The sequence below is a fragment of the Mycobacterium sp. NGS66 genome (assembly GCF_059812225.1).
The window spans coordinates 163,272-185,416 of sequence record NZ_JCALCG010000013.1; the positions used below are offsets into that span (position 1 = coordinate 163,272).

Annotated in this window: 20 protein-coding genes; 13 read left to right on the top strand and 7 right to left on the bottom strand. The window is 68.2% G+C overall.

Features of this window, described 5'->3' with window-relative positions; all coding sequences use genetic code 11:
- Nucleotides 1-25 precede the first annotated feature (25 nt).
- Complete coding sequence (locus AC5Y2L_RS21920) at nt 26-1,270, bottom strand: protein kinase domain-containing protein (RefSeq protein ID WP_499931668.1); 1,245 nt, start codon at nt 1,268-1,270, stop codon at nt 26-28.
- 101 nt (nt 1,271-1,371) lie between these two features.
- Here AC5Y2L_RS21920 and AC5Y2L_RS21925 point away from each other — a divergent pair, with 101 nt between their 5' ends.
- Nucleotides 1,372-1,776 carry an Rv2175c family DNA-binding protein gene (locus AC5Y2L_RS21925; RefSeq protein ID WP_499931666.1) on the top strand — a complete coding sequence of 135 codons (405 nt, stop codon included), beginning with the start codon at nt 1,372-1,374 and terminating at the stop codon, nt 1,774-1,776.
- Here the strand turns inward: AC5Y2L_RS21925 and AC5Y2L_RS21930 are convergent.
- Together AC5Y2L_RS21930 and idsA2 are read right to left on the bottom strand one after the other, a co-directional pair.
- Complete coding sequence (locus AC5Y2L_RS21930) at nt 1,770-3,332, bottom strand: alpha-(1->6)-mannopyranosyltransferase A (protein ID WP_499931664.1); 1,563 nt, start codon at nt 3,330-3,332, stop codon at nt 1,770-1,772. The two genes, AC5Y2L_RS21925 and AC5Y2L_RS21930, sit on opposite strands and share 7 nt — an antisense overlap.
- A 4-nt stretch (nt 3,333-3,336) precedes the next feature.
- Nucleotides 3,337-4,398, bottom strand: coding sequence for a bifunctional (2E,6E)-farnesyl/geranyl diphosphate synthase (gene idsA2, locus AC5Y2L_RS21935; protein ID WP_499944578.1), 1,062 nt, complete (start codon nt 4,396-4,398; stop codon nt 3,337-3,339).
- Between the two features lie 241 nt (nt 4,399-4,639).
- Here idsA2 and AC5Y2L_RS21940 point away from each other — a divergent pair, with 241 nt between their 5' ends.
- A complete protein-coding gene (locus AC5Y2L_RS21940; RefSeq protein ID WP_499931660.1) occupies nt 4,640-5,536 on the top strand; it encodes a mycobacterial-type methylenetetrahydrofolate reductase in 897 nt (298 codons plus the stop codon).
- On the opposite strand, the gene lppM is transcribed toward AC5Y2L_RS21940, so the two are convergent.
- Both lppM and AC5Y2L_RS21950 read right to left on the bottom strand, forming a co-directional pair.
- Nucleotides 5,533-6,177, bottom strand: coding sequence for a lipoprotein LppM (gene lppM / locus AC5Y2L_RS21945; protein WP_499932373.1), 645 nt, complete (start codon nt 6,175-6,177; stop codon nt 5,533-5,535). The two genes, AC5Y2L_RS21940 and lppM, sit on opposite strands and share 4 nt — an antisense overlap.
- A 153-nt stretch (nt 6,178-6,330) precedes the next feature.
- Nucleotides 6,331-6,948, bottom strand: coding sequence for a GNAT family N-acetyltransferase (locus AC5Y2L_RS21950; RefSeq protein WP_499931657.1), 618 nt, complete (start codon nt 6,946-6,948; stop codon nt 6,331-6,333).
- A 247-nt stretch (nt 6,949-7,195) separates the two neighbouring features.
- Here AC5Y2L_RS21950 and AC5Y2L_RS21955 point away from each other — a divergent pair, with 247 nt between their 5' ends.
- The 5 genes from AC5Y2L_RS21955 to AC5Y2L_RS21975 all read left to right on the top strand — a co-directional run bounded on the left by AC5Y2L_RS21955 (nt 7,196) and on the right by AC5Y2L_RS21975 (nt 12,756).
- Complete coding sequence (locus tag AC5Y2L_RS21955) at nt 7,196-7,600, top strand: SCO2097 family morphological protein (RefSeq protein WP_499931655.1); 405 nt, start codon at nt 7,196-7,198, stop codon at nt 7,598-7,600.
- Between the two features lie 468 nt (nt 7,601-8,068).
- The gene (gene mraZ, locus AC5Y2L_RS21960; protein ID WP_499931653.1) at nt 8,069-8,500 is read left to right on the top strand and encodes a division/cell wall cluster transcriptional repressor MraZ; all 432 of its coding nucleotides are present in this window, start codon (nt 8,069-8,071) and stop codon (nt 8,498-8,500) included.
- On the top strand, nt 8,475-9,641 hold the full coding sequence (gene rsmH / locus AC5Y2L_RS21965; protein WP_499932371.1) for a 16S rRNA (cytosine(1402)-N(4))-methyltransferase RsmH: 1,167 nt from the start codon (nt 8,475-8,477) through the stop codon (nt 9,639-9,641). The genes mraZ and rsmH overlap by 26 nt, the downstream gene beginning before the upstream one ends.
- Nucleotides 9,638-10,747 carry a cell division protein FtsL gene (gene ftsL / locus AC5Y2L_RS21970; RefSeq protein WP_499931651.1) on the top strand — a complete coding sequence of 370 codons (1,110 nt, stop codon included), beginning with the start codon at nt 9,638-9,640 and terminating at the stop codon, nt 10,745-10,747. Before rsmH ends, ftsL begins: the two co-directional genes overlap by 4 nt.
- Before the next feature lie 92 nt (nt 10,748-10,839).
- Nucleotides 10,840-12,756, top strand: coding sequence for a peptidoglycan D,D-transpeptidase FtsI family protein (locus tag AC5Y2L_RS21975; protein ID WP_499932369.1), 1,917 nt, complete (start codon nt 10,840-10,842; stop codon nt 12,754-12,756).
- 31 nt (nt 12,757-12,787) lie between these two features.
- On the opposite strand, the gene AC5Y2L_RS21980 is transcribed toward AC5Y2L_RS21975, so the two are convergent.
- Both AC5Y2L_RS21980 and AC5Y2L_RS21985 read right to left on the bottom strand, forming a co-directional pair.
- Nucleotides 12,788-13,231 carry a type II toxin-antitoxin system VapC family toxin gene (locus AC5Y2L_RS21980; RefSeq protein ID WP_499931648.1) on the bottom strand — a complete coding sequence of 148 codons (444 nt, stop codon included), beginning with the start codon at nt 13,229-13,231 and terminating at the stop codon, nt 12,788-12,790.
- Entirely contained in the window at nt 13,218-13,505 is a 288-nt protein-coding gene (locus AC5Y2L_RS21985) for an antitoxin (protein ID WP_499931646.1), read from the bottom strand. The genes AC5Y2L_RS21980 and AC5Y2L_RS21985 overlap by 14 nt, the downstream gene beginning before the upstream one ends.
- Nucleotides 13,506-13,619: 114 nt before the next feature.
- Here AC5Y2L_RS21985 and AC5Y2L_RS21990 point away from each other — a divergent pair, with 114 nt between their 5' ends.
- From AC5Y2L_RS21990 to murG, 6 genes are read left to right on the top strand one after another with little or no spacing between them, the layout of a single operon-like run.
- Nucleotides 13,620-15,188, top strand: coding sequence for a UDP-N-acetylmuramoyl-L-alanyl-D-glutamate--2,6-diaminopimelate ligase (locus AC5Y2L_RS21990; RefSeq protein ID WP_499931644.1), 1,569 nt, complete (start codon nt 13,620-13,622; stop codon nt 15,186-15,188).
- Nucleotides 15,185-16,729 carry a UDP-N-acetylmuramoyl-tripeptide--D-alanyl-D-alanine ligase gene (locus AC5Y2L_RS21995; protein ID WP_499931640.1) on the top strand — a complete coding sequence of 515 codons (1,545 nt, stop codon included), beginning with the start codon at nt 15,185-15,187 and terminating at the stop codon, nt 16,727-16,729. The genes AC5Y2L_RS21990 and AC5Y2L_RS21995 overlap by 4 nt, the downstream gene beginning before the upstream one ends.
- On the top strand, nt 16,726-17,805 hold the full coding sequence (gene mraY, locus AC5Y2L_RS22000; RefSeq protein ID WP_499931637.1) for a phospho-N-acetylmuramoyl-pentapeptide-transferase: 1,080 nt from the start codon (nt 16,726-16,728) through the stop codon (nt 17,803-17,805). Before AC5Y2L_RS21995 ends, mraY begins: the two co-directional genes overlap by 4 nt.
- A 1-nt stretch (nt 17,806) precedes the next feature.
- Nucleotides 17,807-19,249, top strand: coding sequence for a UDP-N-acetylmuramoyl-L-alanine--D-glutamate ligase (murD, locus tag AC5Y2L_RS22005; protein ID WP_499931635.1), 1,443 nt, complete (start codon nt 17,807-17,809; stop codon nt 19,247-19,249).
- A gap of 4 nt (nt 19,250-19,253) precedes the next feature.
- Complete coding sequence (ftsW, locus tag AC5Y2L_RS22010; RefSeq protein WP_499931633.1) at nt 19,254-20,906, top strand: putative lipid II flippase FtsW; 1,653 nt, start codon at nt 19,254-19,256, stop codon at nt 20,904-20,906.
- 29 nt (nt 20,907-20,935) lie between these two features.
- Nucleotides 20,936-22,108, top strand: coding sequence for an undecaprenyldiphospho-muramoylpentapeptide beta-N-acetylglucosaminyltransferase (gene murG / locus AC5Y2L_RS22015; RefSeq protein WP_499932367.1), 1,173 nt, complete (start codon nt 20,936-20,938; stop codon nt 22,106-22,108).
- Nucleotides 22,109-22,145 lie beyond the last annotated feature (37 nt).

Sequence of the window (22,145 nt, forward strand, 5' to 3'; positions counted from 1 at the left end):
GCGGGGATTTTGCGTCTGCTCGCCGTCACAACAGGCCGCTCAGGTTGCTCCCGATCGTCCAGGCAGCCGTCGCAACCAGTCCGGTGATCGCCACCACGATCGCTACCCAGATCAGCACCATGCGACGGGCATGCTGTCGCACCAACGCCAATTCGCTCAGCGCGATACCGCCGAATTGGCCTGCAAACGAGTCGGATTCGGGGTCGGCGGGCGTCGGCTCGGGGTCGGACCACTCCGCGCGGGTGAACTGGCGGGTGGCGTGCAGCGGCGGCTTGCCAGGCGGCGCTGGCGCAGGCGGCTTGCCAGGCGGCGCGGGCGATGGCGGCGGGCTATCCCGGCGCGCGGAACTTCGGGTGTGGTGCAACGCCGCCGACCGATGCTGAGCGGAGTTGCGCGGCGCGGGAACCCGAAAGTCCGGCAGCGCCAAATCCTCGGCGATTTCGTCGATGACGGCGGCCATCTCGAGTGCGTCGGCGTAGCGCTCGGCGGGGTCGCGGGCGGTCGCGCATGCAACCAGCTCGTCGAATTCAGCTGGCACGCCATCGATTACGGCGCTCGGCTGGGGCACATCGTTGTCCAGTCGCTGGTAGGCGATCGACAGCGGCGTGTCACCGGTGAACGGGGTGGTCCCGGTCAGCAACTCATAGGTGAGGATCCCGACGGCGTAGACGTCACTGCGCAGACCGGCGCTGCCGTCGCGAACCTGCTCGGGCGACAGGTAGGCCGCGGTGCCCAGGATGACGCTGGCGGACGTAATGCCCGCGGCTGCGACGGCGCGCACCAGCCCGAAATCGGCCAGCTTGATCTCGCTGTCGTCGGAGATCAGCACGTTCTCCGGTTTGATGTCGCGGTGTACCAGCCCGGCGCGATGTGCGGCCGCCAGCCCGCCCAGCACCGGGCGAAGCACCGCGGTCACCGCATGCGGCGGCATCGGGCCGCGTTCGTTCAGCAGCTCGCGTAGCGTTCCGCCCTCGACGAGCTCCATCACCAGAAAGGGGTGCCGGCCGTCCAGCCCCTGGTCGTAGACCGCGACCACCCCGGGATGCTTCAGCCGGGCAACCGTGCGGGCCTCGAGTTGGAAACGGGTGAGGAACTGCTCGTCGCCCGCGTAGCGGGAATCCATCACTTTCAGCGCCACCGGGCGGTCGAGCCGCCTGTCGAGGCCGCGGTACACGGTAGACGTGCCGCCGCTGGCGATCTTGGTCTGCACCAGGTAGCGACCGTCCAGGTAGGTGCCTTCCAACGGATCCGCTGTGCCTGGTCCAGCCACGGGGCCATCGTAGGTGTGGCGTCACCACCATCAGACCCAGAGCCGGGAAAGTGCGTCGAAAAGCCCCATCCTGGCTCCGTACCAGGTCTTACACTGGCGAAGTGGGCAGCATTCCGGCCGGCGACGACGTATTAGACCCCGACGAGCCAACGTACGATCTGCCCAGAGTGGCTCAGCTGCTCGGCGTGCCGGTCAGCAAGGTGCAACAGCAGCTACGGGAAGGCCAGCTGGTCGCGGTGCGGCGCGGCGGCGGAGTGGTAGTTCCCCAGGTGTTCTTCACCAACTCCGGTCACGTGGTCAAGAGCCTGCCGGGGCTGTTGACCATCCTGCACGACGGCGGTTATCGCGACACCGAGATCGTGCGCTGGCTGTTCACTCCCGATCCGTCGTTGACGGTCACTCGCGACGGCAGCCGGGACGCCCTGTGCAACGCCCGTCCGGTCGACGCGCTGCATGCTCATCAGGCCCGGGAAGTCGTGCGGCGCGCCCAGGCTATGGCTTATTGAGGGGAGTCACGCGTGGTTGCCGCGGCTGCGGGGACTTCGAGGGCCCGCTGATCAGTGGCCCGATGCACGGCGTACCAGGCAGCCAGCGCGCATCCGGTGGCCAGCGAGAAGTGCAGCCAGGAATACATGCCATGTGATCCGTCGGGTTTGAAGATCACCATCACCCACGATGAAACCCCGGCGATTGCGGCCATGGCCCGTTGCGACTGGGCCAGCGGGGCAGCTATCGCCAGCGGCCAGGAGTAGTACCACGGCAGCGCGGCGGGAACGAACAGCACCACGATCAGCATCGACCACGCGATGCCGCTGAGCGCGGTCCGGTCGTCGCGTCGGAACCACCACCACAACACCGGCAGCGATATCGCGATGATGGCGATGCCGACCAGACGGGTCAGTCGCAGTGTCGTGTAGAAGTCGACCGCGAAGAATCCGCTGAACAGCGCATGGATCAGGTTCGCCACCGCGGTCGGGACGGTCAGCCAGTTGATGATCTTCACCGAGCCCGCCAGCGCGGTCAGCCACCCCAGGCCCACACCGGCTAGCCCGGACAACAGCGCAAACACCACGACGAAGATCAACACCGAAAGCGCGGCCGCCGCAAAAAACGCCCGCACCGCTTGGTATCCGCGGCGTTGGCGCAGGTGGCGGGCCCATACCCAGACCAGAAACGGCAGGGCGATTCCTGCAGTCGCCTTGACCGCGATCGCGACCGTGAGCAGCACGATGCCCGCGACATTGCGGCCGGCGAAGGTCAGCGCGATGCCGGCCGTCATCAGCCCGACCATCAGCATCTCGTTGTGCACTCCGCCCATCAAATGGATCAGCACCAGCGGGTTGAGCACGCAGATCCACAGGGCTGTCGGCCCGTCGGCGCCCAGGTGGTGGGCCAGCCGGGGAGTCGCCCAGATCAGCAGCGCCAGCCCTGGCAGCATGCATAGCCGCAACAGCATCGTTCCGGCCACCACGTTGTTGCCGACGATGATCGTGACCAGCTTGGCAATCAGGATGAACGCGGGGCCGTAGGGCGCGGTGGTGATGGTCCAGATCGGACTTACATCGTCAAGCAGGGAGTTCGGGTTGCCCACCGGACCCACGGCATACGGATCAAGGCCGTCTCGCAGCAGCGCGCCCTGGGCCAGATACGAATAGGTGTCCCGGCTGAAGACCGGGACGGAAAGCAGCAGCGGCGCCAACCAGAAGACGGTGCTGGCCCGCATCACGAACTCGCTGGCTTTGCCGGCCAGGACGAGGCGGCCTAGGCGCAGCCAGGCGATCAGCATCAGGCCCACGCCGGCCCACAACAAGATCGACGACATCACCAGCCCGTGGCCAAAGCGCAGCCAAGACATGTGAATCGATTCCAGCAATGGGTCGTGCTGGCGCGTGCTACCCGCTCCCAGCCCGCCTACCGTGATCAGCACCGAGCCCAGGAAACCCAATTTCGCCGGTCCGGCCTCAAGGGTGCCCGCAAACCGATGCAGTCGTGAAAAATATTGTCCCAGTGCGTTTTTCGACGCCGACGGAGGGGTCGCCGCGGTATCGGTGTCGGTGGCCATCGGTTCAGGCGGACCGGTTTGTGGCCATGTTGGCCAGTTCGGACAGCCCCGTCTTGGCGGCCTCGTGGATGGGTGCGGTTGCCAGTGTCGACTGCGCGCGTTGGGTCAGCATGGAAATGCGGCGTTCCGCCGCGGCCACCGCCCCCACCGCCTCGATGACCTCGCGCAATTCGCACACCTGCACATCGGTCAATTGGGTGCCGATCGAGGCTCGTAACAGCTTGGCCGCCAATGGATCTGAATTGTCTGCCAATTTCAGCGCCTCGGCCACCAACACCGTGCGTTTGCCGGACCTCAGGTCGTCACCGGAGGGTTTGCCCGTCACCTCGGGGTCGCCGAATACGCCGAGCAGGTCGTCGCGTAGCTGGAACGCGACCCCTAGGTCGGCGCCAAATTGACCGAAGGCGGCCAGGACATCGGGTCTGTCGGCGGCGGCTGCCACGCCCAGCTGCAGCGGTCGCGTGACCGTGTAGCAGGCGGTCTTGAAGTTCGCGACGGTCATCGCGGATGCGATCGCCTCGTCGGCCGAGGCCGGTATCGAGGCCTCGGCGACGATGTCCAGATACTGCCCGCCCAGCACCTCGGCGCGGATATCAGCCCACACGCGCTGAACCCGCTCGCGCGCATCCGGTGACAACGATGCTCGCAAGATGATGTCGTCGGCCCAGGCGTGCGCCAAGTCGCCGACCAGGATGGCCGCGGACGTTCCGAACTGTTCCGGTGAGCCACGCCACGTGCGCTCCCGGTGCAGGGCTGCGAAACGCATGTGCGTCGTCGGCCTGCCGCGGCGAGTAGCGGATGCGTCGATCACGTCGTCGTGCACCAACGCCGAGGCGTGCAGCAACTCCAGCGCTGAAAACAACAGCAGCACAGCGGGATCCGGGTCGTGGGCCGCCACGGCACGCCAACCCCAATAGGCGAAGATCGGTCGCAACCGCTTGCCGCCACTCAGGGCGAAATCCTCGAGTCCCGCGACCAGCGCCGCGTAGTCAGCACCCAAGTACGCGGTTTGGTTGCGACGCTCGCGCAGATACTGCCGAAGTTGGTCGGTTATGGCGCCGGCCAACTCGACGGTTGCCGCTGCTTGTGCAGCTTTTGGGGTCAGCGCGGCGCCCCTTCCTCGCTCGTATCTGCTAGTCCTACCTCTGGCCCGACAAGTGTATTCGCCGCAAGGGCGCACACGGCCGGTTCGTCTGGCCAACGCGCCCCTATGCTGTTCGATGGATTTGGGCTGTCTAGATGGATTTGGGCTGTCTGACGGATTTTGGGGCGCCCCGGCGTCCCCGCTAAAGCTGAAGAGGAGCCGCGTGGCCTTAAATACGATCGCGCTCGAGCTGGTGCCACCAAACGTTGACGGTGGTCTGGAGCGGGCCACCGAAGATGCGCGCAAAGTGGTGCAATTCTCGGCAGAGTCCGGCCTCGACGGCCTAATCCGACACGTGATGATCCCCGGGATGATCGCGGAGGAGGACGATCGGCCGGTTCCGATGCGGCCCAAGCTGGACGTGCTGGACTTCTGGTCGATCATCCGCCCGCAGCTGCCAGGGCTCAACGGCCTGTGCACTCAGGTCACCGCGTTCATGGATGAGGAATCGCTGCGCAAGCGGCTCACCGAGCTGTCTGCGGCCGGGATGGAAGGCGTGGTCTTCGTCGGCGTTCCGCGGACGATGAACGACGGTGAGGGCTCCGGCGTCGCGCCGACCGACGCCTTGTCCATCTATCGCGACCTGGTGGCCAACCGCGGCGTGATCGTCATTCCGACCCGGGAGGGCGAACAAGGCCGGCTCAACTTCAAATGCAACCAGGGCGCGACCTACGGCATGACCCAGCTGCTGTATTCGGACGCGATTGTGGGATTTCTGACGGAGTTCGCCAAGAACACCGATCATCGGCCCGAGATCTTGCTGTCGTTCGGCTTCGTGCCCAAGGTCGAGGACCGGATCGGCCTGATCAACTGGCTGATTCAGGATCCGGGAAACGAGGCTGTGGCGCGCGAGCAGGACTTCGTCAAAAGGCTGGCCACCAGCGAGCCGGCCCAGAAGCGCCGGTTGATGGTCGATTTGTACAAGCGCGTCATCGACGGCGTCGCCGAGTTGGGTTTTCCGCTCAGCATCCATCTGGAAGCCACCTACGGCGTTTCTGCGCCGGCTTTCCAGACCTTCGCCGAGATGCTCGACTACTGGTCGCCCGCGCAGCGAAGCTAGCTCGGCGGCTGGTCTCGCGGTGTGGTGAATCGCTCGGAGCGGTCCCGGCTGGCCCATGCCAACAGGGCCACCACGCCGGCCGCCGCGAACGATCCGACGCCGAGCCATACACCCGCCCCGGTGAAGGACCGCGTGTTGGGATCGGTGTAGCGGGCCTGGGCGCTCATGGTGGTCACCACGCCCGGCTTGAGTTTCCACTGCACGACCTGGGGCTCGATGCGATCGCCGTTGGTGGAGGTCACCGCGCCCGGGAACGCCACGGTCAGCTCCACTTCCGCCTCGGGATCGGTCACCGACGTCAGATCGGCCCGGCCTTCCAGCAGCACCAGGTTGCCGTTTCGGCGCAGCGAGAGATTCACCCCGGCGGCGTCGCGGTTCATGTGGGCCAGCTGGGGCACTTCGCCGAAGGTCAAATCGGAGAACACCGCCTGTGACCCCACGTAGCCGTCGCTGTTGTAGTTCGAGACCGCGACCTTCTGGCTGAACGGCAAATTGCTGTCGAGCTGAGGGCCGGGATCCTTCGGGGATTTCGGTTTGGCGGCGGCGATGATCTCTCCGGACACCAAGTCGTCGGGGGAGATCGTGATCGAGGCCCGGACCCGCAGGCAACCGGTGGCCAGCGGGACTACCAGCAGCAGCATGGCGAGGGCCCACAGGCGGCGTCGGCGTGGCCTGAATTCCGGGGATCGCCGGGTAAGGCGCGGGAAGGACGGGGCGCGCACCAGGTCATCGTGCCAGACAGGTCGAGCGGTGTCGCCGAACCATCCGGTGTGCCGCTTCCGCGCGTGAACGCGTCAGAGCGGCAGGGCGCGGCCCAGGATCGCGAAGGCACGCGGGTCGCCGGCGAAGTGGTATCGACGGATGATGTCCGTGAAACCCAATCGGCGGTAAAGTCGCCAGGCTCGGTTGGCCTCACCGTTGGTCTCCGGCGTCGATAGCAGGACGTTGCGCTCGCCGCGATTGGCCAGCAGCCGTCGGGCGAGTGCCTCGCCGAGGCCGTGACCCTGTGCGCGCGGATGAATGTGCAATTCGGTCAACTCGAAGTAACTGGTCATCAACCGCGCGATTTCCTGGGGCGACAGGCCGCCGCGCTCCAAGCCCAGGACGACCTGCTGCTGCCACCACTGACCCGGGGCACCCGGATAGCCGTATGCCACCCCGAGCAACGGCGCATCGCCGAGTTCGGCGGCCGACGGACCCGGACGCCCGGATGTCCCTGTGGCCGCGGTTTCTGCCGTTTCTACGGCGGCCACCGCCTTCCAGCCGGGTCGGCGCATGTGCTCCAGCCACATTGCCGCGCGCTGGTTTTCAGTGCCCCGCGGGTAGCGCATCGCGTCGACATACACTCCCAGAGCGTCATTGAGGCGGCGCTCCATATCGTTCGGCGACAGATCGATGAGGAATATCGCCAACTCGCGCTGTCCTCCTCATGCGGTGATGCGGTCGGATGCCTGGATATAAGTATCAAGGTCGACGGCCGCCGTCGTTCGTCGAGGGGATCCCTCGCTGCTCGTCTGCGCTGTGGTGCAACCAGATAGAATCGCTCGCGAACCAGTGGTACGGCACAGATTGACCTCGTATCATCTGAGTTAGTTGCCCACGTAACGGGCATCCGCGTACTAGCGATATACGTGTCGGCCTGTCGGCAAGGAGGGACGAATGCCACTCTCCGATCATGAGCAACGAATGCTCGATCAGATCGAGAGCGCTCTCTATGCCGAGGACCCCAAATTTGCATCGAGCGTTCGTGGCGGCGGCTTCCGCGCGCCTAGCGCACGCCGACGCCTCCAAGGTTCGGCGCTATTCGTCGTCGGGCTGGCGATGCTGGTTTCCGGCGTCGCATTTCCGGCCACGATGATCAAAAACTTCCCGATTCTCAGTGTCTTCGGCTTCATCGTGATGTTCGGCGGCGTGGTGTTTGCCGTCACCGCCCCGCGGTTGCCCGGCCGGGCCGATCGCTCCGGATCCTTGCCTGGGGCGTCGCGCCCGCGTCGCAACAAGGGCGGCGGAGGTTCGTTCACCAGTCGTATGGAAGACCGGTTCCGCCGCCGCTTCGACGACTAGTCGCTCAGATCCAACGGGGAAGCCAATTGGCTTCCCCCTTTGTATGCCTGGTGCCGGTCCGCGTCGGCGTGTGAGCTCTCGGCTTTCGGCCCTGCCTACACCCGCAAAGCCCAGGATTCACAACAATCTCGTCGCGTCGCCCGCGCGCTAGCCGCAGGCTCACCTCCCGCGGGTGGCAACCCCGTAGACCAGATTGAGCCCCACTTGTATCCGAGTCGTGCCGGACCATCCCCCACTTCGCCCCACCTGTGCCGCTTTCGCTCTTTTGGGCCGTTGAAATGCGCTTTCTCGGCGCCGCTCACCGCCGGGCACCGCTCAACGAAACCCCGTCGGCGGTGGTCGGTGGTGAATTACGCGAAAAACGCCCACTGCGACACCCCGCGAATGGGGAAAAGTGGGGGATTGTGGGGTATGGTGGCTGCAGTGTTTGGGTGATCCGGAAAGCGGCTCCGGACGGGAGGTGAGCTGGTGTTTCTCGGCACCTACACGCCCAAACTCGACGACAAGGGGCGGCTCACGCTGCCCGCCAAGTTTCGCGATGCGCTGGCAGGGGGATTGATGGTCACCAAGAGCCAAGATCACAGCCTGGCCGTCTACCCGCGGGCCGAGTTCGAGCAATTGGCACGCCGCGCCAGCAAGACTTCGCGAAGCAATCCCGAGGCGAGGGCATTCCTGCGCAATCTGGCAGCCGGTACCGACGAGCAGCATCCCGACGGGCAGGGCCGGATCACGCTGTCCGCCGACCACCGCCGCTACGCCAACCTCTCCAAGGAATGCGTGGTGATCGGAGCCGTCGACTACCTCGAAATCTGGGACGCCCAAGCCTGGCACGACTATCAGCAGACTCATGAAGAGAACTTCTCCGCGGCCAGCGATGAAGCACTCGGCGACATCATCTGAGGCTCATGCCCATGCATCGTGGCCTCTGCCCGAACCGACCCTGGCGTACTTCCCCAACGCCAGGTTCACCCGTTCGGACAGGGACCAGGCGGCATGGGTCGCGACCCTCCGGGCTAGACCGGCAGCAACCTTTCAGACCAGGGGAGGTGTTGCGGTGGCTGACGCAGATTTCGGTCACGTGCCCGTCCTGGCCGATCGTTGCATCGAACTGCTCACCCCGGCGCTGACCCGCCATGGTCCGGGCGGAGCGGACGCGGTCGTCGTCGACGCCACCGTAGGCGCCGGCGGTCACGCCGAGCGGTTGTTGACCGAATTGTCGGGACTGCGTTTGATCGGGCTGGACCGCGACCCCAGTGCTCTGGACATCGCCCGCGCCCGGCTACAGCGATTTGGCGACCGCGTCACGCTGGTGCGCACCCGCTATGACGGACTGGCCGCCGCGCTCACCGAAATCGGTTATCCCGCTACCGAATCGATCGACGGGATTCTGTTCGATCTCGGCGTTTCGTCCATGCAGCTCGACCAGACGGAGCGGGGCTTCGCCTATGCCCACGACGCGCCGCTGGACATGCGGATGGACCCGGAGTCGCCGCTGACGGCGGCCGACATCCTCAACACTTACGACCAGGCCGCGCTGGCCGACATCCTGCACCGGTACGGCGAGGAACGGTTCGCCCGCCGCATCGCCGCGCATATCGTCCGGCAGCGTTCAAGAGCACCGTTGCGCTCGACCGCTGAGCTGGTCGCCCTGCTATACCAGGCGATCCCGGCTCCCGCCCGGCGCACTGGCGGACACCCGGCCAAGCGCACCTTCCAGGCGTTACGCATCGCAGTCAACGACGAGCTGGACACGTTGCGTGGCGCCCTTCCCGTCGCGTTGGACGCGCTGGCCGTCGGCGGCCGCATCGTGGTGCTGGCCTACCAATCGCTGGAAGACCGGATCGTCAAGCACGCGTTTGCCGATGCGGTCGCATCCCGCACGCCGGCGGGTCTGCCGGTCGAACTTCCCGGCCATCAACCGCGATTCCGGTCGTTGACCCGCGGTGCCGAACGGGCGGACGCCGCTGAGATCGAACGCAACCCTCGCAGTGCCCCGGTGCGCCTGCGGTCCCTGCAACGAATCCGGAAGGGCGATTCATGAAGGCCAAACGTGAGGCCCGAGTGCCGGGCAAGCGCGGCAGCAGCGATCGCCCGCGCGTCCGCGACGGCGCTGTGCCCGGCGACCGGCGGCGGACCGCGGACTCGGCCGCGAGCCGTCGTACCCGGCCGCAGGCCAGCCATGCCTCCGCACCTACCCGCGAAGCCCGGTCGCCGAGATCTGCACCTCAGAGCGGCCCGGTACCCCGGCCCGTCGAGCGGTCGGCCCGGGCCAAGAGCACCGGCCAGGCCAAGGCGCGAGCGAAGGCGCGGAAAGCCAAGGCGCCCAAGGTCATTCGGCCCAGACTGAGCGAGCGGTTGGCCGCCCGGCTATCCGCTGTGGATGTGCGGCCGCGCACGCTGGCGAGCAAGGTTCCGTTCGTGGTGCTGGTGATCGGGTCGCTGGCGGTGGGGCTGGCCCTGACCTTATGGCTGTCCACCGACTCCGCCGAGCGGTCTTACAAGCTGAGCCATGCCCGCGAGAAGACCCGGATGCTGCAGCAGCAGAAAGAGGCGCTGGAACGCGACGTGCGCGAGGCGGAGTCCGCGCCGGCACTGGCCGAGGCGGCCCGCAAGCAGGGCATGATCCCGACCAGGGATACCGCCCACCTGGTACAGGCTCCGGACGGCAGCTGGGTGGTGGTGGGCACACCCAAACCGGCCGATGGTGTACCGCCGCCGCCGCTGAACACCAAACTCCCCGAAGAAGGGCCTCCGCCGTCTCCACCGCCTGCGGCTCCGGCAGAGGTCCCAGTTCTGGTGTTACCGCCCCCCGACCCCCAGGGACCGCCGAGATCGGGGCCCGAGGCGCTGCTGCGTGCCCCCGACGGCGCCTCTACGCTGGGTGGCCACCACCTGTCGACGCCGGCCGGCCCAGGCCTGCCCGGTACTGCACCGGGGCAGCTGCCCGGCTTGCCGGGCGCGGCCGTTCCCGGGGCGCTGCCGGCGCCAGCCGTGCTGCCGGCCCCCGCACCGGGTCCCGCCGAGGTGCCCGTTCCAGGCCTGCCGGGCTTGACGTCTCCAGCGCAAGTCCCACCGCCGGTGCCGCAGCCGCCCAGCGGCGAACAGTTCGGTCCGGTTGCCACCCCAGCGCCGGCGGCACCACGGTGAGGCGCGGCGACTCGAGGCGAACCGGCCCAGCGCAGCCCGCGGGCCGTCGACACAGAAACCACGCGGCGGGGAACGCCGGGAACCCGAAGCGGCTGCGCAAGCCGGAGAAAGCGGGAAAAGCCAAGGCGCCAAAGGAATCCGGCGCAGAGGCAATCGGTCGCTCGGCGCGCGAGCGGCGCACCCGCCAGGTGGTGGAGGTCGGGACGCGCGGCGCCTCGTTCGTCTTTCGGCATCGCGCCGGCAACGTCGTGATATTGGCGTTGATGCTGGTAGCGGCCACCCAGCTGTTCTTGCTGCAGGTCTCCAACGCCGCGGGCCTGCGCGCTCAGGCGGCCGGCCAACTCAAGGTCACCGACGTGAAGAAGGCCGTTCGCGGCAGCATCATCGACCGCAACAAAGACCAGATCGCATTCACCATCGAATCCCGCGCGCTGACGTTTCAGCCCAAGCGAATCCGTCAGCAGTTGGAGGAGGCCAGACAGAAGAACCCGACCGCGCCGGACCCGGCACAGCGGCTGGCCGACATCGCCAAGGAGATCGCGAGCCGGCTCAGCAACAAGCCGGACGCCCCGACCACCCTGAAGAAGCTGCAAAGCGACGAGAACTTCGTCTACCTGGCCCGCGCCGTCGACCCCGCGATCGCCAGCGCCATTTCCGACAAATTCCCCGAGGTGGGTTCCGAACGGCAGGATCTGCGTCAGTACCCGGGCGGCTCGTTGGCGGCCAACATCGTCGGCGGCATCGACTGGGACGGCCACGGACTGCTCGGGCTGGAAGAATCCCTGGACTCGGTGCTGGCCGGGACCGACGGTTCGGTCACCTATGACCGGGGCTCCGACGGTGTGGTCATCCCGGGCAGCTACCGAAACCAGCACCGCGCGGTCAACGGCTCGACTGTGCAGCTGACCCTGGACGACGACATCCAGTTCTACGTGCAGCAACAGGTGCAGCAGGCCAAGAACCTGTCCGGGGCGCACACGGTATCTGCCGTGGTGCTCGACGCGAAGACCGGCGAAGTGCTGGCGATGGCCAACGACAACACCTTCGACCCGTCGCAAGACATCGGCCGTCAGGGCGACCGGCAGCTGGGCAACTTGCCGGTGACCTCACCGTTCGAGCCGGGCTCGGTCAACAAGGTCATCACCGCGTCCGCGATCATCGAGTACGGGCTGTCCAATCCCGACGAGGTGCTGCAGGTGCCCGGCTCGATCCAGATGGGTGGCGTCACTGTGCACGACGCCTGGGAGCACGGGGTGATGCCCTACACCACTACCGGCATATTCGGGAAGTCGTCGAACGTCGGCACGCTGATGCTGGCCCAGCGCATCGGGCCGGAACGCTACTACGACATGGTCCGCAAGTTCGGCCTGGGTCAGCGCACCGGAGTAGGGCTGCCCGGTGAGAGTGCCGGGCTGGTTCCCCCGATCGACCAGTGGTCGGGCAGCACCTTCTCGAATCTGCCCATCGGCCAAGGTCTTTCGATGACCTTGCTGCAGATGACCGGTATGTATCAGGCCGTCGCCAACGACGGGGTGCGGATACCGCCGCGGATCATCAAGGCCACCATCGCGCCCGATGGCACCCGGACCGAAGAACCGCGCCCGGGCGGTGTCCGAGTGGTGTCGGCGCAGACGGCGCAGACCGTACGGCAGATGCTGCGTGCCGTCGTCCAGCATGACCCGATGGGCTACCAGCAGGGCACCGGGCCGGCCGCCGCGGTGCCGGGCTACCAGATGGCCGGCAAGACGGGCACCGCACAGCAGATCAACCCCGGTTGCGGCTGCTACTTCGACGACGTCTACTGGATCACTTTCGCCGGAATGGCCACCGCCGACAATCCGCGGTACGTCATCGGCATCATGATGGACAACCCTCAGCGCAACGCGGACGGAACGCCGGGCCACTCGGCCGCCCCGCTGTTCCACAACATCGCCGGCTGGCTGATGCAACGCGGAAATGTCCCCCTGTCACCGGATCCCGGGCCTCCGCTGACGCTGCAGGCCACCTAGGGCTGCGGGCTGCTTGGCCTCGAATGAGGCCTCATGACCGAGTTACCAGTCGGAGATCGATGCCCTTGTACTGCCGGAAAGCGCTATCGGTCGTCACCAGCGCAAATCCACCAGTGAAGGCGAATGCGGCGAGATACGCATCCATCCAGACCTTGGGTGAGGCTGACGGACGGACAGCGAACGACTTCCACTGCGATTCCAGGCCGTTGGGTTCCCGATCGGTCATCGTGATGCGCTCGTCTGCCAACAGTGCGGTGTATGCCGACCAGGCTTCGGCGTTGCTCAGCGGAGCGTTGCCGTAGGCTCCCAGAACCGCGCGGTTGGTCAACAGCCGCAGGAACGACTGCTGAGTTACGCGACAGAAGTGTATGGACTCGGCCTCGCCGATGGTGTCCAGCCACGCACGCGCGGCAGCGTGATGGACGTGTCTCGAAAGCGCCAGCGCCAACCAGACATTCGTGTCACAGAGCAGCATCGTCGCGCTCGGACGCCCAGTCGGCTTCCTGGTCGAGCAGGGCGGCCGCGACACGCGCCGGCGTCATCTCCTGATCGGGGCGAGCGGGGTGTTCACATTGCACGAGTGGCAGCGTCACACGCCTAGCCGGCGAGATCGTCGACTCGCTCTGCGCGTGAGAAAGGCCGCGCCTGAGCAACTCGGCCACGACATCCTTGATTTTGCGATCCTGTTGTGCCGCCCGGACCTTGATGGCGCGCATCAGATCATCGGGCAGTTCCAGGGTGGTTTTCATTTAACCAGCTTACTGGTTTACCAGCTTTCTGGTATGCCTCATCCAGTCGGTCCGGGTCAAACTCTCGATAAGGTGTCATGGCCGTTAGCGGATGCTACGGCGGTGGATAGTGCGATGACGGAGGTGACGACGGTGCCCACCGCCCCGGGCCGCAGTGCCAGCGCCGGCGTGCTGCTGTCCGCACTGGCGGCTCAGGTCGGCGCGGTACTGGCCGAGCGGGGTGCCGTCGTTCCGGCCGTTCCGATCACCGGTGTGACGTTGCGTGCTCAGGACGTGCGGCCCGGTGACCTGTTCGCGGCACTGTCCGGCGCCACCACGCACGGTGCGCGATTCGCCGGCCAGGCAATCGAGCGCGGCGCTGTCGCCGTTCTCACCGATGCCGCCGGGGTGGGCGAACTGGCCGCCGGCCAGGTCGAGACGGTGCCGGTCCTGGTGCATCCCGCGCCGCGCAGCGTGCTGGGCGAACTCGCTGCCACCGTCTACAGACGGCCGTCCGACCGGGTCACCGTGGTCGGGATCACCGGAACGTCCGGCAAGACCACGACGACCTACCTGGTCGAGTCCGGGCTGCGGGCCGCCGGGCGGGTGCCCGGGCTGATCGGCACGATCGGTATCCGCATCGACGGCGCGGACATCCCCAGTGCACTGACCACTCCGGAGGCGCCGGCGTTGCAGGCGATGCTCGCCAAGATGGCCGATCGCGGGGTGGACACCGTGGTGATGGAGGTGTCCAGCCACGCGCTGGCGCTGGGCCGGGTCGACGGCACCCGCTTCGCCGTCGGCGCATTCACCAACCTGTCGCGCGACCACCTGGACTTTCACCCCACCATGGCCGACTACTTCGAGGCCAAGGCGTTGCTGTTCGACCCGGCATCGTCGCTGCACGCCGGCACCGCCGTGGTGTGCATCGACGACGACGCCGGGCGCGCGATCGCTGCCCGTGCCGGCGCCGCGATCACCGTCAGCACCACCGGCCAACCCGCGGACTGGCGCGCCGAGGGTGTGGCGGCGATGGGCGCCGGGGGGCAGGAGTTCACCGCCGTGGACCCCGTCGGCGTCCAGCATCGGATCGGCATCCGGCTGCCGGGCCACTACAACGTGGCGAATTGCCTTGTCGCGCTTGCCATTCTGGATGCGGTCGGGGTGTCGCCGGCGCAGGCAGCGCCGGGGCTGCGGGACACGCGGGTGCCCGGCCGATTGGAACAGATCGACTGCGGCCAGGATTTCCTCGCGCTGGTCGACTACGCGCACAAGCCAGGCGCCTTGCGTGCCGTACTAACCACACTCAGGCAACCGGCACGCCGGCTGGCGGTGGTGTTCGGCGCCGGCGGCGAACGTGACCCCGGCAAGCGGGCTCCGATGGGGGAAGTCGCCGCCGAGCTCGCCGATCTGGTCGTGGTCACCGACGACAACCCCCGCGGCGAGGACCCGGCGGCAATCCGTCGGGAGATCCTGGCCGGGGCGGCCAAAGGCGCAGCCAACGCGCGGGTGGTCGAGATCGCCGACCGGCGGGAGGCGATCAGGTACGCGGTCGGGTGGGCGGAAACCGGCGACGTGGTGGTGGTCGCCGGCAAAGGCCACGAAACCGGGCAGCGCGGCGCCGTGGAGGTCCGCCCGTTCGACGATCGGGTGGAGCTGGCCGGCGCTTTGCGGGATCTCGGGCACCGAGAGGCCCACTTGTGATCGACCTGACCGTTTCGCAGATCGCCGAGATCGTCGGCGGCACACTGACCGACATCGCACCGGACGCCGCCGCGGCAACCCGCGTGACCGGAACCGTCGAATTCGACTCGCGGACCGTCGGGCCGGGCGGGCTTTTCCTGGCACTGCCCGGGGCGCACTCCGACGGGCACGACTATGCCGCGCAAGCCGTCGCCGCCGGCGCGGTCGCGGTGCTCGCCGCGCGGCCGGTCGGGGTCCCGGCCATTGTCGTTGCGCCGCAACCACGTAACGCCGAGGACGGGCTGGCCGGGGTACTGGAGCACGACGCCGACGGATCGGGCGCGGCGGTGCTGGCCGCGCTGGCCAAGCTGGCCAAGGCGGTAGCGGCCGAACTGGCGACGGGCGGGCTGACCATCGTTGGAATCACCGGCTCGTCGGGGAAAACCTCGACCAAAGACCTGGTGGCCGCGGTGCTCGAACCGCTGGGTCAGGTGGTGGCCCCGCCCGGGTCCTTCAACAACGAGCTGGGCCACCCGTGGACGGTGCTGCGCGCGACCCGGGACACCGACTATCTGGTGCTGGAGATGTCGGCCCGCCACCCCGGCAATATCGCCGCGCTGGCCGACATCGCTCGGCCGTCCATCGGCGTGGTGCTCAACGTCGGCACCGCGCATCTGGGTGAGTTCGGTTCCCGCGAGGCCATTGCCCGAACCAAAGCCGAACTGCCGCAGGCGGTTCCAGCGTCCGGGGTGGTCATCCTCAACGTGGACGACCCCGCCGTCGCGGCGATGGCCGAGGTGACGAGGGCCCGGGTGGTCCGGGTCAGCCGCGACGCCGGCGCCGATGTCTGGGCGGGGCCGGTGTCGCTGGACGAACTGGCCAGGCCGCAGTTCACCATGCACGCTGGCGACACCCAAGTCCCCTTCAGCCTCGGCGTGTACGGCGATCATCAGGTCGGCAACGCGCTGTGCGCGGCCGCCGTCGCGCTGGAATGCGGCGCCACTCCCCAGCAGGTAGCGGACGCGCTGGCCGCCGCCGGACCCGTGTCGCGGCACCGGATGCAGGTGACCACCCGCACCGACGGGGTCACCGTGATCGACGACGCGTACAACGCCAACCCCGACTCGATGCGCGCCGGGCTGCAGGCGCTGGCCTGGATCGCGCACGGCCAGACCGAGGCCGGTTCCAAGGCCGGTTCCGCCGAAAAACGCCGGAGCTGGGCGGTGCTCGGGGAGATGGCCGAGCTCGGCGCGGATGCGGTATCCGAGCACGATCGCATCGGACGGCTGGCGGTGCGATTAGATGTGTCTCGACTCGTTGTCGTGGGAACCGGGAGACCGATGAGCGCCATGCACCACGCGGCGGTCCTCGAAGGGGCGTGGGGCTCGTGGGGCGCCGAGGCCGACCGGGGGGCCGTCAGCGTGCCCGACGCGGACGCCGCGCTGGCCCTGTTGCGTGCCGAGCTGCGGCCCGGGGATGTGGTGCTGGTCAAGGCGTCCAACGCGGCCGGGCTGGGCGCGCTGGCCGACGCCCTGGCCGCAGACGACGGGCCACGCCGGTGAGACAGATTCTCATCGCCGTCGCCGTCGCGCTGACCGTATCGATCCTGCTGACTCCGGCGCTGATTCGGCTGTTCACCAAGCAGGGCTTCGGACATCAGATCCGCGAGGACGGGCCGCCGACGCATCACAGCAAACGCGGCACGCCGTCGATGGGCGGGGTAGCGATCCTGGCCGGCATCTGGGCGGGCTACCTGGGCACCCACCTGGCCGGGATGGCGTTCAACGGCGAAGGGATCTCCGCGTCGGGTCTGCTGGTGCTGGGTCTGGCCACCGTATTGGGCGGCGTCGGTTTCATCGACGACCTGATCAAGATCCGCAGGTCACGCAACCTGGGGCTGAACAAGACCGCCAAGACGGTGGGGCAGATCACCGCTGCGGTGCTGTTCGGCGTGCTGGTGCTGCACTTCCGCAATGCCAGTGGCCTGAACCCGGCCAGCGCAAACTTGTCCTACGTGCGCGAAATCGCCACCGTCACACTGGCGCCCGGACTTTTCGTGCTGTTCTGCGTGGTCATCGTCAGTGCCTGGTCCAATGCGGTCAACTTCACCGACGGGCTGGACGGGCTGGCCGCCGGTTGCATGGCGATGGTCACCGGCGCCTACGTGCTGATCACGTTCTGGCAGTACCGCAATGCGTGCGTCACCGCGCCGGGACTGGGCTGCTACAACGTGCGCGACCCATTGGACCTGGCCATCATCGCCGCCGCGACCGCCGGCGCCTGCATCGGGTTTCTGTGGTGGAATGCCGCGCCCGCCAAGATCTTCATGGGTGACACCGGCTCGCTGGCGCTCGGCGGCATCATCGCCGGCTTGTCGGTGACCAGCCGCACCGAGATCCTCGCCGTGGTCCTGGGTTCGCTGTTCGTCGCCGAGATCACCTCGGTGGTGCTGCAGATCCTGGCATTCCGCACCACCGGACGCCGGGTGTTCCGGATGGCGCCCTTCCATCACCACTTCGAGTTGGTCGGCTGGGCCGAAACAACGGTGATCATCCGCTTCTGGCTGCTCACCGCGATCACCTGCGGCCTGGGCGTGGCCCTGTTCTACGGCGAGTGGCTAGCCGCGATCGGAGCCTGAATTGCTTGACCCGCTGGTCCCCGGCGCGTCTGTGCTGGTAGCCGGTGCCCGGGTGACCGGCCGGGCGGTGGTGGCCGCCCTGACCCGGTTCGGCGCGGTGCCGACGGTGTTCGACGACGACCCGGCCATGCTGCGTGCCTTCGCCGAAAACGGAGTCGCGACCATTGGCCCGTCGGCGGCGGCGGAATGCATCGCCGACTATGCCCTGGTGGTCACCAGTCCGGGGTTTCAGCCGACGACGCCGGTGTTGGCCGCTGCGGCGAAGGCGGGGGTACCCATCTGGGGTGACGTGGAGTTGGCGTGGCGGCTTGACGTCGCCGGCCAGTACGGGCCGCCGCGTCGCTGGCTGGTGGTGACGGGCACCAACGGCAAGACGACGACGACGTCGATGCTGCACGCCATGTTGACGGCGGCCGGCATGCGCAGCGTGTTGTGCGGCAATGTCGGCGATCCGGTGCTCGACATGCTGGCCGAGCCTTCCGACGTGTTGGCCGTGGAGCTGTCCAGCTTCCAGCTGTTCTGGGCGCCGTCGCTGCGGCCGGAGGCCGGCGTGGTGCTCAATATCGCCGAAGACCATCTGGACTGGCACCACACCATGGCCGCCTACACCGCGGCCAAGGCCCGGGTGCTGACCGGGCGGGTGGCAGTGGTCGGTCTGGACGACAGCCGGGCCGCCGCACTGCTGGACACCGCGCCGGCGCCGGTACGGGTCGGCTTCCGGCTCGGTGAGCCGGCTCCCGGCGAACTCGGCGTGCGCGACGGCCAGCTGGTGGACCGCGCCTTCGCCGACGACCTGGCGCTGCTGCCGGCCGCGTCGATACCGGTGCCAGGTCCGGTCGGCGTGCTCGACACCCTGGCCGCGGCGGCACTGGCCCGCAGCGTCGGCGCACCTCCTGACGCGATCCGGGCGGCGATCACGTCGTTCCGGGTGGGACGGCACCGCTCGGAGCTGGTGGCCGTCGCCGACGGCATCCGCTACGTCGACGACTCCAAGGCCACCAACCCGCACGCCGCCCTGGCCTCGGTGCTGGCCTACCCCCGGGTGGTGTGGGTGGCCGGTGGTCTGCTGAAGGGCGCGTCGGTGGATGCCGAGGTGGCTCGCATGGCGAGTCGGCTGGTCGGCGTGGTGCTCATCGGTCGAGATCGCGCGGTGGTTGCCGAGGCGTTATCACGACACGCGCCGGATGTGCCCGTCGTCCACGTTGTTACAGGCGAGGATGTTGAGATGCATGCGACTGCTGTGGTTTCTGTGACAAAAGTTGACGATTCTGGGGGAACTATTGGCTCTCGCGTGATGGCCGCGGCCGTCGCCGCGGCGCGCGACCTGGCCAAGTCCGGCGACACGGTGCTGCTGGCGCCGGCCGGAGCGTCGTTCGACCAGTTCACCGGTTACGCCGACCGCGGCGATGCGTTCGCTGCCGCCGTGCGCGCGGCGACCCGGTAGGCGCGTGGCTATCGCGATAACCCGGTTGCTGCGCCGGGGCAAGAAATCCGACGCCAGTTCAGCGGTCGAGCCCGCGGACGGCAACGAGCCCGCGGACGACACTGAGACCCCGCCGAGCCCACCGGCGGCAACGGCACCCGACAAACCCGAGAAAATCGGTCCGCGCGGCCGCTTCGGAGCCTGGCTGGGCCGGCCGATGACGTCGTTTCACCTGATCATCGCGGTCGCCTCGTTGTTGACCACACTCGGTCTGATCATGGTGCTCTCCGCGTCCGGCGTGCGCTCCTACGGCGACGACGGGTCAGCGTGGGTGATTTTCGGCAAGCAGGTGTTGTGGACCGTCATCGGGCTTATCGGGTGCTACGTCGCCCTGCGCATGTCGGTGCGATTCCTGCGGCGCGTCGCCTTCACCGGCTACGTCGTCACCGTCATTTTGCTGGTGCTGGTGCTGGTACCGGGAATCGGCAACCTGGCCAACGGATCTCGGAAGTGGTTCGTGGTCGCGGGCCTGTCCATGCAGCCGTCCGAGTTGGCCAAGATCGCGTTCGCGATCTGGGGCGCGCACCTGCTGGCCGCGCGGCGGATGGAACGCGCGTCGCTGCGCGAGATGCTGATCCCGCTGGTGCCGGCGGCGGTGGTGGCGCTGGCGCTGATCGTGGCCCAGCCCGACCTGGGGCAGACGGTATCGCTGGGCATCATCCTGCTGGGCCTGCTGTGGTACGGCGGGCTGCCGCTGCGCGTGTTCGGCAGCTCGCTGATCGCCGTCGTGCTGGCCGGAGCCATCCTGGCGATGTCCGCCGGCTACCGCTCGGACCGCGTGCGGTCCTGGCTGGATCCTGAAATGGACCCGATGGACACCGGCTACCAGGCCCGCCAGGCCAAGTTCGCGCTGGCCCACGGCGGCATCTTCGGCGACGGCCTCGGTCAGGGCGTGGCCAAGTGGAACTACCTGCCCAACGCCCACAACGACTTCATCTTCGCCATCATCGGCGAGGAGCTCGGGCTGATCGGCGCGCTCGGGCTGCTGGGACTTTTCGGGTTGTTCGCCTACACCGGCATGCGGATTGCACGCCGATCGGCCGATCCGTTCCTGCGACTGCTGACCGCCACCACGACGCTATGGGTGCTCGGTCAGGCGTTCATCAACATCGGCTACGTGATCGGCGTGCTGCCGGTCACCGGCCTACAGCTACCGCTGATTTCTGCTGGCGGAACATCAACGGCCACAACGCTTTTCATGATCGGCATCATGGCCAACGCGGCCCGCCACGAACCTGAGGCGGTGGCCGCGCTGCGGGCCGGGCGCGACGACAAGATGAACCGGCTGCTGCGGCTGCCGCTGCCCGAGCCGTATACCCCGAGCCGCCTCGAGGCATTCCGCGACCGCAAAGGCACCCGCGCGCAACCGGCCACCAAAGCGGGCAAGGCGGCCGCCAAGCCACCGCGACCGGCTGCGCGGCGGGCGCCGCGACGGGCCACCTCCCGCGCGGCTGATCGGGCGGTCCGGCGATCGGCGGACAGCGCCGGCCGGCGGGGGCGAGGGCACCTCCCACGCGCGGGGGAGCATCATGGATCTGGCCAGCGCCACGGCAGTCACGGGGCCGGTCAGCGTCAGACACGGCGCGTTCGCGCACTGGAAGGTCAGCGTTACGGGTGAAAGACACGGTCAGGGAGCCGGCCGACGGGCTGGGAACACCCAACCACGGCTCGGGCTCTTTGCCGCCAGCACTGTCGGTGGTGCTCGCCGGCGGCGGAACCGCCGGCCATGTGGAACCGGCGATGGCCGTCGCCGACGCGCTGACCGCCTTGGACCCGCAGGTCCGCATCACCGCGTTGGGCACCGCGCGCGGCCTGGAGACCCGGCTGGTGCCCGAACGCGGCTACCGTCTGGAACTGATCACCCCGGTGCCGTTGCCGCGCAAGCCCACCGGTGATTTGGCCCGGCTGCCCACCCGGGTCTGGCGTGCGGTCCGGGAGACCCGGTCGGTGCTCGACGCTGTCGACGCCGACGTGGTCGTCGGCTTCGGTGGATACGTGGCGCTGCCGGCGTACCTGGCCGCCAGGGGGCTTCGCGGTCGTAGCCGGGTGCCGGTGCTCATCCACGAGGCCAACGCCCGGGCCGGGATCGCGAATCGGGTCGGTGCCCGCACCGCGGATCGAATCCTTTCCGCCGTCCCCGATTCCGGGCTGCCCCACGCCGAGGTGGTCGGCGTACCCGTCCGGGCCGCCATCACCGCGTTAGACCGCGCGGCGTTACGGGCCGAGGCGCGGGCACACTTCGGCTTCGCCCAGGACGCGCGGGTGCTGTTGGTGTTCGGGGGCTCGCAGGGCGCGGTTTCGCTGAACCGGGCGGTGTCGGCCGCCGCGGCCGAGCTGGCCGCCGCGGGCGTGGCGGTGCTGCATGCCCACGGTCCGAAGAACACGCTGGAACTGCGAACTCCGCAGCCAGGTGAGCCGCCCTACGTGGCGGTGCCGTACCTGGACCGCATGGACCTCGCCTACGCCGCCGCAGACCTGGTGATCTGCCGATCCGGGGCGATGACGGTGGCCGAGGTGTCGGCCGTGGGACTGCCGGCCATCTACGTCCCGCTGCCGATCGGCAACGGAGAACAGCGGCTCAACGCGCTGCCGGTGGTCAATGCCGGCGGCGGCATGCTGGTCGCCGACGCCGACCTGACGCCCGCGCTGGTCGCACGAGAAGTCACCGGGCTGCTCACCGACCCACCCCGGCTGGCGGCGATGACGGCAGCGGCCGCGCGGGTCGGGCATCCAGACGCCGCACGCCAAGTGGCGCAGGCGGCCCTGGACATCGCCCGCCACCGCCGGCAATCGGCTCGCGCTACTCGGAGGCCGCGGTGAACGGCGAGCAGTTGCCCCCCGAGCTGCAGCGGGTGCA

Coding starts and splice junctions, on each gene's coding strand:
- AC5Y2L_RS21955 (WP_499931655.1), top strand. CDS start 7,196: ATGCCACTCTCCGATCATGAGCAACGAATGCTCGATCAGATCGAGAGC.
- ftsL (WP_499931651.1), top strand. CDS start 9,638: ATGAAGGCCAAACGTGAGGCCCGAGTGCCGGGCAAGCGCGGCAGCAGC.
- AC5Y2L_RS21990 (WP_499931644.1), top strand. CDS start 13,620: ATGACGGAGGTGACGACGGTGCCCACCGCCCCGGGCCGCAGTGCCAGC.
- AC5Y2L_RS21930 (WP_499931664.1), bottom strand. CDS start 3,332: ATGGCCACCGACACCGATACCGCGGCGACCCCTCCGTCGGCGTCGAAA.
- lppM (WP_499932373.1), bottom strand. CDS start 6,177: ATGCTGCTGCTGGTAGTCCCGCTGGCCACCGGTTGCCTGCGGGTCCGG.
- AC5Y2L_RS21985 (WP_499931646.1), bottom strand. CDS start 13,505: ATGAAAACCACCCTGGAACTGCCCGATGATCTGATGCGCGCCATCAAG.
- AC5Y2L_RS21980 (WP_499931648.1), bottom strand. CDS start 13,231: ATGCTGCTCTGTGACACGAATGTCTGGTTGGCGCTGGCGCTTTCGAGA.
- rsmH (WP_499932371.1), top strand. CDS start 8,475: ATGAAGCACTCGGCGACATCATCTGAGGCTCATGCCCATGCATCGTGG.